The organism is Mycobacterium sp. NS-7484, assembly GCF_001953975.1.
GTDB lineage: Bacteria > Actinomycetota > Actinomycetes > Mycobacteriales > Mycobacteriaceae > Mycobacterium.
In genome coordinates this window covers 112,648-126,976 of record NZ_MBEJ01000018.1, presented here as the reverse complement: position 1 = coordinate 126,976, position 14,329 = coordinate 112,648, and the positions used below count along the sequence as shown (strand labels likewise).

Below are 14,329 nucleotides of genomic sequence, written 5' to 3'. Positions count from 1 at the left end.
TTCGGCGGTTTCACCACGGGGTAGCGGTTACCCTGGCTAAGTGCCGACAACTTGGTCACGGCGAGGATTTCTCACGGTCACCGCCACGATGGCGCTCGTCGCCGCCTGTAGCACGCAAAAGCCGGGCGAAGTCGCCAAAGACGGTTCGACGACGGTCCGTCACCTCTTCGGCGAGACCACCATCCCCGGCCCGCCGCAACGGGTGGTCAGTGCCGGGTTCACCGAACAGGACGACCTGCTGGCCCTCGGCGTCGTCCCGATCGCCACCACCGAGTGGTTCGGCGGCGAACCGTTCGCCGTGTGGCCCTGGGCGCAACCGAGACTCGGCGGCGCCCAACCCGCCGTGCTCGATCTGACCGACGGCATCCAGGTCGACAAGATCGCCAACCTCAATCCCGACCTCATCGTGGCCACCAACGCCGGCCTGGATGCCGACACCTACGCCAAGCTGTCCGAGATCGCGCCGACGATCGCGCAGTCCGGGCCGGACGCCTTCTTCGAACCGTGGCGTGATCAGGCCACCCTCGTCGGGCAGGCGGTGTTTCAGAACGACGCGATGAGCGGGCTGATCGCCGGTGTGGACGACAAGTTCAAGGCCGTCGCGACCAACAACCCACAGTTCACCGGAAAGAAAGTCCTGTTGTTGGGCGGCACGCTGTTCCGCGACAGCGTGCAGTCCCGAACCGGGTGGCGCACCGAATTTCTCAGCCAGATGGGCTTTACCGTCCCCGAGACGCCCGACCTGATTGCGCGTGACGACATCGCCTCGGTGCTCGACGCCGCCGATGTGTTGATCTGGACCACCGAGAGCGACCAGGAGCGCGACGCCCTGTTAGCCGATCCGGTGATCGCCGGGCTCAAGGCAAGCACCCGCAATCGGCATGTGTTCACCCCCAAAGAACTGGCCGGGGCCATCGCGTTCGCCTCGCCGCTGTCGTATCCGTTGGTGGCCGACCAGCTACCGACCCTGCTGAACCAGACACTGGCCTGACAAAATGGCCCGGTGACCGACACCGGAGAACACGAGCACCGCGGCACCGCCATCGTCGGCTCGGCCTACTATCCGGTGCTCGTCGCCGTGTTCACGGCGCTGGTGATCATCTCCAACGTCACCGCCACCAAGGGCGTGGCCTTCGGCCCGATCATCGGCAACTGGTCGATCATCACCGACGGCGGCTTCATCGTCTTCCCGCTGACCTACGTGATCGGCGATGTGCTGTCCGAGGTGTACGGGTTCAAGGCCGCCCGCCGCGCCATCTTCCTCGGGTTCTCGATGAACGCGCTGGCCGCCTTGGCCTTCTGGGTGACCATCTATCTGCCTGCGGCGGACTTCTACACCAACCAGGAGCACTTCGAGAACGTCGTGCATGCCTACACCCAACTGATCGTGGCGGGGCTGGCCGGGTTCATCGTCGGGCAGACCATCAACGCCTGGGTGGTGGTCGCCATCAAAGAGCGGACCAAGGAGAAACACCTGTGGGCCCGCCTGGTCGGTTCCACATTCGCCGGGCAGCTCGGCGACACCCTGGTGTTCTGCGCCATCGCGGCCAGCGCGATCGGCATCAACACCTTCGGGGACTTCGTCACCTACGCCGCACTGGGCTGGATCTACAAGACCGCAATCGAGGTGATCATGCTGCCGATCACCTACCGTGTCATCGCCGTCATCAAGCGCCGAGAGCCGACATATCAGGCCGCCGTGTGAGGCTTCGGTAAGGCACCTCTGGCAAGGTTCACAGAGCCGGAGCATTCTTAGCTACCCGCGGGTAGCTTCAGGTCATGAGTGTGACATCAGAGGTGATGGACGCGGCGGGACCCAGCCTGGACCCAGGCACCGCCCGCGATTATGGCGATCAGGCTCTGCTGCTCGAGTTCAACAGCACTGCCGATGTTCTGGCGTGGACCGCGACGCTGTCGGCGGCCCAACTTCTCGGTGTGGTCGATATCGTGCCCGCCTCGCGCACGATCTTGATCAAACTGGCCGATCCGCGCTACCAGGCGCCCACCCGCCAACGGCTGAGCAAGCTGCGGCTGCAACCGGGCGCGGCTCCCGTCCGCCCGGCCGGTGGACGGGCGGACGTCACCATCGACGTGGTGTACGACGGTGACGATCTGCACGAGGTGGCGACTCTGACCGGGCTGACCCCGGCACAGGTCATCGCCGCCCACACCGGCAGTCCGTGGCAGGTCGGATTCATGGGTTTCGCACCGGGATTCGGCTACCTCGTCGGCGGTGACGAACGGCTGCAGGTGCCGCGTCGCGCCGAGCCGCGCACCAGCGTGCCCGCCGGCGCGGTGGCGCTGGCCGGTGAGTTCAGCGGCATCTACCCGCGCCAGTCCCCCGGCGGCTGGCAATTGATCGGACGCACCGACGCGGTCCTGTTCGACGTTCATCGCGACCAACCCGCGCTGCTCACCCCGGGCACGTGGGTGCAGTTCCGGGCCATCGGCTAGCCGTCGAGGAGGACACCATGACCACACTGGAAGTACTGCGGACCGGCCCACTGGCCCTCGTCGAAGACCTCGGCCGCCCCGGCCAGGCCCACCTCGGCGTCACCCGCTCGGGCGCCGCCGACCGCCGGGCGCACACCCTGGCCAACCGCCTGGTGGCCAATCCCGGTGAGCACGCCACCATCGAGGTGATGTTCGGCGGGTTCTCGGCCCGCGTGCGCGGCGGGGACGTGACGGTCGCCGTCACCGGCGCCGACACCGATCCGGCCGTCAACGGAATACCGTTCGGCACCAACAGCATTCACCACGTGCGTGAGGGCGAGGTGATCTCGCTGGGCGCCCCGCACTCCGGGCTGCGCAGCTACCTCGCGGTGCGCGGCGGCATCGCCGTCGAACCCGTTCTCGGCTCACGCAGCTATGACGTGATGTCGGCGATCGGACCGGCGCCGCTGCGACCGGGCGACGTGCTGCCGGTCGGCGAGCACACCGCCGAACTCCCCGAGACCGATCAGGCCCCGGTCGCCGCCATCTCCGACGACGTGATCGAGCTGAACGTGGTGCCCGGCCCACGCGACGACTGGTTCGTCGACCCCGACGTCCTGATCCGCACCAACTGGCAGGTGACCACCCGCAGCGACCGGGTCGGGATGCGGCTGGTCGGTATGCCGCTGGACTACCGGTGGCCGGACCGCCAGCTCCCCAGCGAGGGCGCCACCCGTGGTGCAATCCAGATCCCGCCCAACGGTTTTCCGGTGATCCTCGGACCCGACCACCCCGTCACCGGCGGCTACCCGGTGATCGGCGTGGTGACCGACGACGACATCGACAAACTGGGTCAGATCCGTCCGGGGCAGACCGTGCGGTTGCACTGGTCGCACCCGCGCCGGCCGTTCGAGGGTTAGGTAGAGACACCGCCGCGCGGCGCTGGTAGAACTTGGGGTGTGCCCCTCCAGGATGTCAGTGCACCGCGCATCAGCGGCGGGATCCTGCACACCGCGCGGCTGGTCCACACCTCGGATCTCGATCACGAGACGCGCGAGGGCGCGCGCCGCATGGTCATCGAGGCCTTCGACGGCATGTTCACCGATGACGACTGGGAGCACGCCCTCGGCGGCATGCATGCCTTCATCTGTCACCACGGCGCCCTGATCGCGCATGCTGCCGTGGTGCAGCGGCGCCTGATCTACCGCGACACCGCGTTGCGCTGTGGGTACGTGGAAGCCGTGGCGGTGCGCGAGGATTGGCGCGGCCAGGGCCTGGCCACGGCCGTGATGGACGCCGTCGAGCAGGTCCTGCGCGGTGCCTATCAGATCGGCGCGCTGAGCTCCGGCGACTCGGCTCGGCACATGTATCTCTCCCGCGGCTGGCTACCCTGGCAGGGCCCGACCTCGGTGCTGCGGCCCACCGGCGTCACCCGCACCCCCGACGAAGACGATTCGGTGTTCGTGCTGCCGGTCGGTCTGCCCGCCGGCCTGGAGTTGGACACCTCCGCCGAGATCATCTGCGACTGGCGCGACGGCGACGTCTGGTAGCCACCAGCGGGCGCAGGCTCACATCGCCGCCCCGGCGTAGGTGAGCGGAATTTCACCACCGGGTCATTGCGGGCAGCGCCGGCGCAACAAACGCTTTCTAGCTTTGCGCCATGCCCACACTGCTGAAGTCGAATCGCATCACCAACTGGGATCCCGAGGACACCGAAGCCTGGGAGGCCGGCAACAAATACATCGCTCGCCGCAATCTGATCTGGTCGGTGATCGCCGAACACGTCGGGTTCTCGATCTGGTCCATCTGGTCGGTGATGGTGCTGTTCATGCCCGAGGCCGTCTACGGATTCACCGCCGGGGACAAATTCCTGCTCGGCGCCACCGCCACCCTCGTCGGCGGCTGCCTGCGCATCCCCTACACCCTGGCCACCGCCACCTTCGGCGGCCGCAACTGGACCGTCTTCTCCGCCTTCGTCCTGCTCATCCCCACCGTGGGAACGATGGTGCTGCTGGCCAATCCGGGCCTGCCGCTGTGGCCCTATCTACTGTGCGCCGCGCTGGCCGGCTTCGGCGGCGGCAACTTCGCCTCCTCGATGACCAACATCAACGCCTTCTACCCCCAACGCCTCAAAGGCTGGGCACTCGGCCTCAACGCCGGCGGCGGCAACATCGGCGTCCCCGTCATCCAACTCGTCGGACTGCTCGTCATCGCCACCGCAGGCAACCGCTCCCCCTACTGGGTCTGCGCCATCTACCTCGTCGCACTGGCCATCGCCGGCATCGGCGCCGCCCTGTACATGGACAACCTCGAACAACACAAGATCGACCTGTCGGCGATGAAAGCGATTCTGACAGAACGGGATACCTGGGTCATCGCCCTGCTCTACATCGGCACGTTCGGCTCCTTCATCGGCTTCTCCTTCGCCTTCGGCCAGGTCCTGCAGATCAACTTCGCCGCCGGCGGTCAAAGCGCCGCACAGGCCTCGCTACACGCCGCCCAGATCGCCTTCATCGGCCCCCTGCTGGGCTCGGTGTCCCGCGTCTACGGCGGCAAGCTCGCCGACCGGATCGGCGGCGGCCGGGTCACCCTCACGACGTTCAGCGGCATGATCCTGGCCGCCGGGTCGCTCGTCGCGATCAGCGTGGTCGACGATCACTCCGCCGGTGCGGCGAACGGCCTGATGATGGTCGGCTACGTCATCGGATTCATCGCCCTGTTCCTGCTGAGCGGTCTGGGCAACGGCTCGGTGTACAAGATGATCCCGTCGATCTTCGAAGCCCGCAGCCACTCGCTCGATCTCAGCGAGGAGGATCGGCAGCGGTGGTCACTGTCGATGTCGGGCGCGCTGATCGGATTCGCCGGAGCCATCGGCGCACTCGGCGGTGTCGGCATCAACCTGGCCCTGCGCCAGTCCTACCTCTCCAGCGGGTCGGCGACCACGGCGTTCGTGATCTTCCTGACGTTCTACCTGCTGGCCTCGGCGGTCACCTGGCTGCGGTATGTGCGGCGGCCGATTGCGACGCAGGTCACCACGGTCCCCGCAGACCGACACGCCTCAGCAATGGTGGGTTAACACCTTGGAAACACCGCCTGCTTACACAGGACACATGAGTGATCCCGACTGGGCGCCGCTCACCGGTTTCCGGGTGGCGGTGACCTCCGCCCGCCGTGCCGACGAGCTCAGTGCGCTGTTGCGCCGGCGCGGCGCGACGGTGACCAGTGCTGCCGCGATCACCATGGTGCCCTTGCCCGACGACGACGAGCTCCGCGCGCACACCGCGGCGCTGATCGAGGTGCCGCCCGACATCGTGGTGGCCACCACTGGCATCGGATTCCGCGGCTGGATGGCCGCCGCCGACGGCTGGGGGCTGGACGGCAACCTGGCCGACGCCCTGGCCACAGCGCGCATCGTGTCCCGCGGCCCCAAGGCCACTGGGGCGCTGCGGGCCGCAGGCCTGCCCGAGGAATGGTCACCGGAATCGGAATCCTCCCGAGAAGTCTTGCGCTACCTGATCGAGCAGGGGGTGGCGGGTCAACGCGTGGCCGTGCAGCTGCACGGGGCCACCGACGAGTGGGATCCGTTTCCCGAATTTCTCGACGAGTTGCGGGCCGCCGGTGCCGAGGTGGTGCCGATCCGGGTCTACCGTTGGCACCCCGCACCCCGGGACGGCGAATTCGATCAGATGGTCACCGGGATTGCCGAGAAACGCTATGACGCAGTCAGTTTCACCTCGGCAATGGCAGTCGCCTCGGTGTTGATGCGGGCCACCGAGATGGGGCTGGCCGACCGGGTGGTGGCTGCGCTGCGCACCGATGTCCACGCGATGTGCGTCGGCCCTGTCACCGCTCGGCCCCTGGTCCGGCTCGGGATACCGTCCTCGGCACCGGAGCGGATGCGGTTGGGGGCCTTGGCCCGTCACATCACTGATGAACTGCCCCTGCTGCAGGCCCGGACGGTGCGCGTCGCCGGCCACACACTGGAGATCCGGGGGACCTGCGTGGTGGTGGACGGTGTGGTGAAATCGCTGTCGCCGGCCGCCATGGCGACCATCCGGGCCCTGGCCCACCGCCCGGGTGCGGTGGTCTCGCGGTTCGATCTGCTCAGCGCCCTGCCCGGCACCGGCACCGACACCCACGCCGTGGAGACCGCGGTGCTGCGGCTTCGAACCGCCTTGGGCGACAAGAACATCGTGTCCACCGTCGTCAAGCGGGGTTACCGACTGGCCGTGGACGAGCCCGAGATGGCCCGGGCGCGATGAGCCTCGTCCTGGTGGCGCACGGCACCCGCAAGCCGGGTGGCGTCGCGATGATCGGGGATCTGGCCGGGCAGGTGTCCGGCCTGCTGGGCCGGCCCGTGCACGTCTCGTTCGTCGACGTGGTGGGGCCGACCCCGAGCGAGGTGCTCGCCGAGCTGCCGACCGACTGCCCGGCCGTGGTGGTGCCGGCCTTCCTGGCCGCGGGCTATCACGTACGGGTCGACGTGCCCGCCCACGTGGCGGCCAGTGCACATCCGGCCGTCACCGTCACCGAACCACTGGGCCCGTGCCCGGGTACCGTGCGGGTTCTTGCCGACCGGCTCCGTGAGTCGGGTTGGCGTCCAGGTGATTCGGTGATCCTCGCGGCGGCAGGCACGTCAGACCGAAGTGCCCAGACAGATCTGCGGCGCACCGCCGCGCTGCTGTCAGCGGTGACCGGCGACCGCGTAGAACTGGCCTTCGCCGCCACCGGGGCGCCGAGCGTGGCCGAAGCTGTCGCCGCGCAGCGCCGCCGCGGCGATCGCCGCATAGCTGTGGCGTCCTACCTGCTGGCCGAGGGGCTTTTCCAGGACCGGCTGCGTGAATCCGGCGCTGACCTCGTCAGCGAACCACTCGGTACCCATCCGGGGCTGGTCCGGCTGATAGCGAACCGGTTCCGCCGTGCGGGCGTGCTGAGCCTGCCTGCCGCGGCGTGACCGGACCGACCGCGACACGAGCGGCGCGGCGAACACCGTCACCAACAGCACGGCACCGGCACCGGCGACCGAGAAGACCGCGGACCGTCGCACGTCGACCAACGCCGAACATTGCTCGACGTAATCGCTCGCCACGAATCCCGGACCGGCCAGCGTGTGTTGGTCCAGGTTGAGTCGATCCTGCTGGGCGGCGACGTCGTAATTCGGGCTCGCACCGCTACCACAGGGGATCGATTGCCCGGTGCGATCCACGGCATCCAAACTCAGCGGCATGAACGCCGCGGCGAGTGCGCCCAGCATCGCTGCCGCCCCCACCAGATTCAACACCGAACGCGCGAACATCCCTTGTCAGCCCCTCTTGCGACGCTTCCCTGCCAGGGAGTGTAAACACACACAGCGAACTAATCTAGTTAGCCAAGATAATGCTGCCCACACTCTGATGAGTGGGTACCCATCAAGCAAAACTGGCAAACTTTCCCAGGAAAGTACCTCTGTCCAGCTGGTTGACCCAGTTAGCCTTCGCGGTCGGCGTTTGCCGACGGCAGACCGTGTCAGATGGGGGTCGAATACTCAGCTATCGTTATGCCGACCATCGGACGGTTGAGGGAAGTGCAGGTAAAAGTGCAGGTGGCAAGAACGCTGGACGCTGAGCGCCGAGACGGCGCACAGGGCCGTGCGACCCGCTGACCGGGTCCCGGCCGAACGTCTGCGTCAGCACCTGCTCACTGCCCTGGAACGCGCGTCACGGCCGATGACCACTGCCCAGCTACGGGACGACATCCATGAGCACCTTCGTGCACCGGTGGTGATCGAGGCGGTGTACCGCAACCTCACGGTGCTCGAACGCCGCGGCGACGTCCAACGCCACAAGCTCTCCGGACGCGACGCTCACTGGAGCCGGACCGTCGACGAGATCGATCAGGCCGCGATCTGAACAAACCCGCCCGGAGTGACCCGGGTGCGGTACACCGGGATCGACACCGTGTCGTCGTCGAGGCAGCTGCCGTCGTCGAGTGCGAACGCCTGCTTCTTGATCGGTGACTGCACGGTGGCCCGTCCGCCACGATCGCCCACGATGCCGCGCGACAGCACCGCGGCACCGCTGAACGGGTCGATGTTGCCCACTGCGTGCAACGATCCGTCGTCGAGGCGGAACAACGCCACCTGCGAGCCGTCGGGCAACAGGACCGCCACGCCGCGGCAGGGAATCAGGACGTCATATCGGCAGGCCGTGGTCCACGCCCACAGCATCGGCGCGTACCCGTCTTGGCGGTCGTCGAGCAATGTCATTTCGCCTCCTGAACAATCGACGGCATACCCAAGCTGGTGCTCCCCGCGTGCGCGGGGCTGGCCGGCACCTTCCGCCCGGCCCGCTCGGTGAAGGTGATGGTGGGATCGTCGACGTCGGGTGCGTTGACGAAGGACACGAAGCGCGAGAGCTTCTCCCGGTCGTCCAGCACGCCCTTCCACTCACAGGCGTAGCCCGAGACGTGACGCTCCATGGCCGCCTCGAATTCGGCGGCCAGGCCCAGCGAGTCGTGGCACACCACGTCGCGCAGGTGGTCGAGCCCGCCATCGAGAGCTTCCAGCCAGGGGGCCGTGCGCTGCAACCGATCCGCGGTGCGGATGTAGAACATGAGGAATCGGTCGATGTAGCGGATCAAGGTCTCGTCGTCGAGGTCCCCGGCGAGCAACTGGGCGTGCCGCGGTGACATCCCGCCGTTGCCACAGACATAGAGGTTCCAGCCCTGTTCGGTGGCGATGATGCCGACGTCCTTGCTCTGTGCCTCTGCGCATTCGCGCGCACATCCCGAGACGGCCATCTTGATCTTGTGCGGTGCGCGCAGGCCCCGGTAGCGCTTTTCAATCTCGACGGCCATGTTCACCGAATCCTGTTGGCCGTAGCGGCACCACGTGCTGCCGACACAACTCTTGACGGTGCGCAGCGATTTGCCGTAGGCGTGACCGGACTCCATGCCGCCCTCGACCAGGCGGGCCCAGATCTGCGGCAGTTGTTCCACCCTGGCGCCGAACATGTCGATCCGCTGACCGCCGGTGATCTTGGTGTAAAGATCGAAATCCCTGGCGATCTCGCCGATCAGGATCAACTGCTCGGGGGTGATCTCACCACCGGGTGACCGCGGCACCACCGAGTAGCTGCCGTTCTTCTGGATGTTGGCCAGAAAGTGGTCGTTGGAATCCTGCAGCGAGGCCTGTTCCCCGTCGAGGACGTGCTCGGAACTGGTGGAGGCCAGGATCGATGCCACGGTGGGTTTGCAGATGTCGCAACCCTTTCCGGTGCCGAACTTCTCGATCAGACCGGAGAAGGTACGGATCTCGGTGGCGCTGATGATCTCGAACAGCTCGGCCCGCGACTGGCTGAAGTGCTCACACAACGCCTTGGACTGCTCGACCCCCTCGGCCTCGAGCAGCTGCTTGATCAGCGGGACACAGGATCCGCAGGACGTACCGGCCAGGGTGCACTTCTTCAGGCTCGGTACATCGGTGCATCCCCCGCAGATGGCCTCCTTCAGATCACCTTTGGTGACGTTGTTGCACGAACAGATCTGCGCGATATCGGGCAGTGCCCCGACCCCCAGGCCCGAGGCCTTGCCGTCCTGGGCGGGTGCGATCAACGACAGCGGATCACCGGGCAGTTCGCTGGCCACCATCGACCGCAGCACGCCGTAGGCCGACGCATCGCCGACGAGGATGCCGCCGAGCAGCGTCTTGGCGTCATCGGAGAGGACGAGCTTGGCGTAGGTCTGCTTGACCGGATCGTTGACCACGACGTCGAGGCAGTTGGGCGTACGCCCTTGGGCGTCACCGAAACTGGCGACGTCGACCCCGAGCAGTTTGAGCTTGGTCGACATGTCCGCACCGGGAAACTCGGCTTCACCGCCGAGCAGCCGATCGGCCACCACCTCGGCGGTGGTGTAGCCGGGAGCCACCAGGCCGTAGCACCGACCCTCGATCGCCGCGACCTCACCGATGGCGTAGATGTCGGGATCACTTGTCACACAGGACAAATCCGTCATCACACCGCCACGTTGGGCGATGTCGAGACCCGCCTGACGGGCCAGTTCGTCGCGGGGACGCACGCCGGCCGCGAAGACCACCAGGCCGGCATCCAGCGTGCTGCCGTCGTTGAGCGAGAGCCGCACCGAGTCATCGGTCTGGGATTTGCGCAGCGGCTTGTTCTTCTGCGTGGGGTGGATGCTCTCGGTGCCGACCCCGGTGTGCACCTCGATGCCCAGGCCGCGGATCATCCGGTTCAGCAGGGCGCCGCCGGCCGGGTCGAGCTGGGCCGCCATCAGATGCGGTGACATCTCCAGGACATGGGTGGTCAACCCGAAGGCGCGCAACGCGTTGGCGGCCTCCAAACCCAGCAGGCCGCCACCGATCACTACGCCGACCGGCGTCTTCGAATCGCGCGCGGCCAAGGCGCCGGCCCGGATCGCGTCGAGGTCGTCGAGCGTGCGGTAGACGTGGCAGTGCGGCAGGTCGTGGCCCGGCACCGGCGGCACGAACGCGTACGAGCCGGTGGCCAGGACCAACGCGTCGTAGTCGAAGGTCTCCCCGGTGACGGTGCGTACGGTCTTGGCCTCGCGGTCGATCTCGGCGACCGCGCATCCCAGACGCAGGTCCACCCGGTCGTCACCGGCGTAGTCGTTGCCGGGCAGGGCCAGTTGGGCCCGATCCCAGTGCTCGGTGTAGCCGGTCAGCCCGACCCGGTCATAGGCGGCGTCGGCTTCCTCGGACAGGACGGTGACCCGCCAGGTGCCTGCGGCGTCACGCGACCGCAGCGCCTCGACGAAGCGGTGGCCCACCATGCCGTGTCCGACGACCACGACGTTCTGTGTTGAGGACATACGGCGAGGTTAGGAACCTGACGTTGCCGAAATGTCGCGCCGTGTGAAGCGCCCGTCACGGTGTGCTCACGATGCCGGCGACGCACATGTGAGCTGAGCCCATGTGAGCTTGCGATGGCCCTTTCTAGCCCAGTTGCGCGTCCAGGGCCCGGCCGAGCACCCGGGCGCCCTCGCCGAAACGCTGCGGATCGGGACCGCTGTAGTTCAGCCGCAGGTACGGTCCCGACGGCTCGGCGGGAAACCATTCGTCACCCGGAGCCACCAGCACCGACTCGGCCTCGCAGGCCCGCGCCAAGTGTTGCAGGTTGACCGCATCGGGCAGCCGCAGCCACAGATGCAGCCCGCCGCGGGGCACCCGCTCCACCTGGGCGGACGGCGCATGTTCGGCCAGGGCGGCGACGAGCAGATCTCGGCGCGCTCGCAGTTGGTGCCGCAAGTCCTTCAGGTGGGTGCGCCAGGCCGGCTGGGAAACCACCTCGAGCGCGGCGGCCTGCAACACCGCACTGACGTACATCGACTCCGCGCCCCGGTCGGCCAGAAGGCGGTCGCGCGCCGGACCTCTGGCCACCAGTGCGCCCACCCGAATCGACGGCGACACACTCTTGGTCAGCGACCTCAGATAGATGACGTGGCCGGCCTCGTCGGAGGCCGCCACTGGCCGTGCGGTGCCCTCTATGGCGAAATCACGGGCCCAGTCGTCTTCGATCAGGAAGGCGCCGTGGCTGCGCACCACCTCGAGAACCTGCTCGGCGAGATCGGGATCCCATTGGGCGCCGGTCGGATTGGCGAAATTGGGTTGCGCATAGAACACCCGCGCCCCGGTCTCGGCGAAGGCGCGCGAAAGCTCCTCGGGTTCAGGGCCATTCGGTCCACTGGGCACCGGCACGAGCCGCACCCCGCACTGGGCCGCGGCCAAGATGGCTCCCCAATAGCTGGGCGACTCGATCAACATCGGCTGTCCGAACCCCACCAGGGCCCGGAAGATCGAACTCAGCCCGCTCTGACTGCCCGGTAGCACGATCACCTCGCGAGCGGTCGGCACACTCGCGTCGGCACCGAACGTCTCGGCCAGCTCCTGGGCGAACCACGCCTGCAGGTCGGGCCGCCCCGGCGACGGCGCCGGACTCAACGCCGCGTCGGTGCGGGCGACCCGCGCCAACGCTGTGCGCACCAGACGTCGTGGGAGCAGATCGGCGGCCGGATAGCCCGAGTGCAGGGCGATCACGTCGGGCGCCACACTGCGCAGCGGAGTGGACAATGCCGGAATCCGCGCCTGCGGCGACCTCAACGCCGCGGTCTGCCAGCCATAGTCGGGCAGCCGGGCGGTCCGCACCGAGCGCACGAAAGTGCCCACGCCGGGACGGCTTTCGACGAGTCCGAGGCCACGCAGGGTCCGCATGGCCTTGGCGACGGTGACCGGGCTGGCACCGTATTCGGCCACCAGGGCCCGGTTGGTCGGCAGCCGGGCGCCTGCCGGAGCGTTGGCGATCCACCGACGCAGACCGGAAACGATCCGCTCGGTGCTATCGTTATCCATGTTGAGACAGAGTAGCGCTACTCGGAATCAGGTGACAGCGCTATCCCACTCGGGTTTGTGGTGGGGATTGCTGGGAGTGACGGCTTTTTCGTTCACCATCGTGTTCACCAAGGTCGCCACCGGCGGGCTGTCACCACTGTTCATCGGCGCCGGCCGCGCGGTCGTTGCCGCGGCGATCGCGGCCGCCGCCCTGGCGCTCACCCGCCAGTCGTTGCCGATGGGGCGGCAATGGCTGCGGCTGGTTGTGGTGGCCGCCGGCGTGGTGGCCGGGTTTCCGCTGTTGACCTCGTACGCACTCACCGTGGTTCCGGCCAGCCACGGCGCCATCGTGGTCGCCCTGCTACCGGCCGCCACCGCGGGGTGCGCGGTGTTGCGCGGCCACGAACGCCCACCGGTCGCCTTCTGGCTGATGGCCGCGGCCGGGGCACTGGCCGCCATCGCGTTCGCGATGGTGCACGGCTCGGGTTTCGGCCATCTGAGCTGGCCAGACCTGCTGCTGTTCGGCGCGGTGTTGGCGGCGGCCATCGGTTACGCCGAGGGCGGGCTGCTGGCGCGGGAACTCGGCGCGTGGCAGACGGTGTCGTGGGCCCTGGTGGTCGCGGCGCCGGTGATGGTGGCATTGACGGCGCTGTCCGTGGTCCAACAACCGCCGCATGCGACGCCGGTGCAGTGGGCGTCGTTCGGCTACCTGGCCGCGGTGAGCATGTATCTGGGGTTTTTCGCGTGGTACCGCGGGCTGGCGATCGGGCCGATGACCCAGGTGAGCCAGGTGCAGTTGATCCAACCGGTACTCACCATCGCCTGGGCCGCGCTGTTGCTGCACGAGCGGTTGACGTGGTCGACCGTCCTCGGCGGCGCCGTGGTGATCGGATGCGCCGCCCTGGCCGTCCGCATCCGGCTGCGATGATTCGCCAACAGCGAACAGCGCGCGGGAACATGAGCGTGGCCGACTCAAGTTATGTGAGTAGCAGACCGGCGCGGTGCCGGTCCACGATTACAAGGAGACGGTCTCACATGAGCACTGCGACGAGGACTCCCGCCGTCTGGGCACGACCCGGTTGGCAGAGCGACGGCTGGATTCGTGACTTCTTCGGACCCACCGTCATCACCGACACCCTGGCCCCGCGCATCCGCGCCGACTGGGTCAAGGACTTCAGTCCGGCCGCCGAGGTCAGCAAGGACGGCGACGACGCTGTCGTGCGTCTTGAGCTGCCCGGGCTCAGCACCGACGCCGTGGCCAACGACGTCAACGTGGAGGTGGATCGCGGGCGGCTGGTGATCCACGGCGAACGCCGCGACGAGCGCGCGGAGAACGCCGGGGAGCGCACTGTCAGCGAGGTCCGCTACGGCTCGTTCCGCCGGACGTTCAAGTTGCCGAGCCACGTCACCGGCGATGCCGTCACGGCCTCTTACGACGCCGGAGTGCTGACGGTGCGGGTCGCCGGCGTATACGCCGGCGCCGAGCCCCAGCGAATCGCCATCGAAAGCAAGTAGCACCGACATCGAAAGCCCGTGGAATCCCTTGGATTTCAC

14 protein-coding genes are annotated in these 14,329 nt (G+C 67.7%); 11 read left to right on the top strand and 3 right to left on the bottom strand.

Annotated elements, in window-relative coordinates; genetic code table 11:
• The first annotated feature begins 40 nt into the window (after nt 1–40).
• The 9 genes from A5733_RS04015 (at nt 41) to A5733_RS03975 (ending at nt 8,321) form a co-directional block, all read left to right on the top strand.
• Nucleotides 41–991 carry an ABC transporter substrate-binding protein gene (locus tag A5733_RS04015; RefSeq protein WP_076239167.1) on the top strand — a complete coding sequence of 317 codons (951 nt, stop codon included), beginning with the start codon at nt 41–43 and terminating at the stop codon, nt 989–991.
• Nucleotides 992–1,003: 12 nt separating this feature from the next.
• Entirely contained in the window at nt 1,004–1,705 is a 702-nt protein-coding gene (locus A5733_RS04010; protein ID WP_067775757.1) for a queuosine precursor transporter, read from the top strand.
• A 74-nt stretch (nt 1,706–1,779) separates the two neighbouring features.
• Complete coding sequence (locus A5733_RS04005; protein WP_233152610.1) at nt 1,780–2,454, top strand: allophanate hydrolase subunit 1; 675 nt, start codon at nt 1,780–1,782, stop codon at nt 2,452–2,454.
• Nucleotides 2,455–2,471: 17 nt separating this feature from the next.
• Nucleotides 2,472–3,353: a 5-oxoprolinase/urea amidolyase family protein gene (locus tag A5733_RS04000; RefSeq protein WP_067775760.1), complete on the top strand. Its 882-nt coding sequence runs from the start codon at nt 2,472–2,474 to the stop codon at nt 3,351–3,353.
• 39 nt (nt 3,354–3,392) lie between these two features.
• Nucleotides 3,393–3,983, top strand: coding sequence for an aminoglycoside N-acetyltransferase AAC(2')-Ib (gene aac(2')-Ib / locus A5733_RS03995; RefSeq protein ID WP_067775763.1), 591 nt, complete (start codon nt 3,393–3,395; stop codon nt 3,981–3,983).
• 119 nt (nt 3,984–4,102) lie between these two features.
• Entirely contained in the window at nt 4,103–5,509 is a 1,407-nt protein-coding gene (locus A5733_RS03990) for a NarK/NasA family nitrate transporter (RefSeq protein ID WP_198938726.1), read from the top strand.
• A gap of 34 nt (nt 5,510–5,543) precedes the next feature.
• Nucleotides 5,544–6,695: a uroporphyrinogen-III synthase gene (locus A5733_RS03985; RefSeq protein ID WP_067775768.1), complete on the top strand. Its 1,152-nt coding sequence runs from the start codon at nt 5,544–5,546 to the stop codon at nt 6,693–6,695.
• Nucleotides 6,692–7,387 carry a sirohydrochlorin chelatase gene (locus tag A5733_RS03980; protein WP_076239164.1) on the top strand — a complete coding sequence of 232 codons (696 nt, stop codon included), beginning with the start codon at nt 6,692–6,694 and terminating at the stop codon, nt 7,385–7,387. The genes A5733_RS03985 and A5733_RS03980 overlap by 4 nt, the downstream gene beginning before the upstream one ends.
• Nucleotides 7,388–8,060: 673 nt before the next feature.
• Nucleotides 8,061–8,321 carry a Fur family transcriptional regulator gene (locus tag A5733_RS03975; protein WP_067775774.1) on the top strand — a complete coding sequence of 87 codons (261 nt, stop codon included), beginning with the start codon at nt 8,061–8,063 and terminating at the stop codon, nt 8,319–8,321.
• Here the strand turns inward: A5733_RS03975 and nirD are convergent.
• From nirD to A5733_RS03960, 3 genes are all read right to left on the bottom strand, one after another.
• Complete coding sequence (nirD, locus tag A5733_RS03970; RefSeq protein ID WP_076239163.1) at nt 8,306–8,677, bottom strand: nitrite reductase small subunit NirD; 372 nt, start codon at nt 8,675–8,677, stop codon at nt 8,306–8,308. The two genes, A5733_RS03975 and nirD, sit on opposite strands and share 16 nt — an antisense overlap.
• Entirely contained in the window at nt 8,674–11,259 is a 2,586-nt protein-coding gene (nirB, locus tag A5733_RS03965) for a nitrite reductase large subunit NirB (protein ID WP_076239162.1), read from the bottom strand. Before nirB ends, nirD begins: the two co-directional genes overlap by 4 nt.
• A 124-nt stretch (nt 11,260–11,383) precedes the next feature.
• Nucleotides 11,384–12,796, bottom strand: coding sequence for a PLP-dependent aminotransferase family protein (locus A5733_RS03960; RefSeq protein WP_076239161.1), 1,413 nt, complete (start codon nt 12,794–12,796; stop codon nt 11,384–11,386).
• Here A5733_RS03960 and A5733_RS03955 point away from each other — a divergent pair.
• Complete coding sequence (locus tag A5733_RS03955) at nt 12,795–13,703, top strand: DMT family transporter (RefSeq protein ID WP_076239160.1); 909 nt, start codon at nt 12,795–12,797, stop codon at nt 13,701–13,703. The two genes, A5733_RS03960 and A5733_RS03955, sit on opposite strands and share 2 nt — an antisense overlap.
• A 107-nt stretch (nt 13,704–13,810) precedes the next feature.
• Entirely contained in the window at nt 13,811–14,290 is a 480-nt protein-coding gene (locus A5733_RS03950; RefSeq protein ID WP_076239159.1) for an Hsp20/alpha crystallin family protein, read from the top strand.
• Nucleotides 14,291–14,329: the final 39 nt, after the last annotated feature.

Excerpts from the sequence above, each read along its gene's own strand:
- A5733_RS03950 (WP_076239159.1), top strand. The coding sequence starts at position 13,811 with ATGAGCACTGCGACGAGGACTCCCGCCGTCTGGGCACGACCCGGTTGG.
- A5733_RS04000 (WP_067775760.1), top strand. The coding sequence starts at position 2,472 with ATGACCACACTGGAAGTACTGCGGACCGGCCCACTGGCCCTCGTCGAA.
- nirD (WP_076239163.1), bottom strand. The coding sequence starts at position 8,677 with ATGACATTGCTCGACGACCGCCAAGACGGGTACGCGCCGATGCTGTGG.
- A5733_RS04005 (WP_233152610.1), top strand. The coding sequence starts at position 1,780 with ATGAGTGTGACATCAGAGGTGATGGACGCGGCGGGACCCAGCCTGGAC.
- A5733_RS03980 (WP_076239164.1), top strand. The coding sequence starts at position 6,692 with ATGAGCCTCGTCCTGGTGGCGCACGGCACCCGCAAGCCGGGTGGCGTC.
- A5733_RS03985 (WP_067775768.1), top strand. The coding sequence starts at position 5,544 with ATGAGTGATCCCGACTGGGCGCCGCTCACCGGTTTCCGGGTGGCGGTG.
- nirB (WP_076239162.1), bottom strand. The coding sequence starts at position 11,259 with ATGTCCTCAACACAGAACGTCGTGGTCGTCGGACACGGCATGGTGGGC.
- A5733_RS03960 (WP_076239161.1), bottom strand. The coding sequence starts at position 12,796 with ATGGATAACGATAGCACCGAGCGGATCGTTTCCGGTCTGCGTCGGTGG.
- A5733_RS03955 (WP_076239160.1), top strand. The coding sequence starts at position 12,795 with ATGTTGAGACAGAGTAGCGCTACTCGGAATCAGGTGACAGCGCTATCC.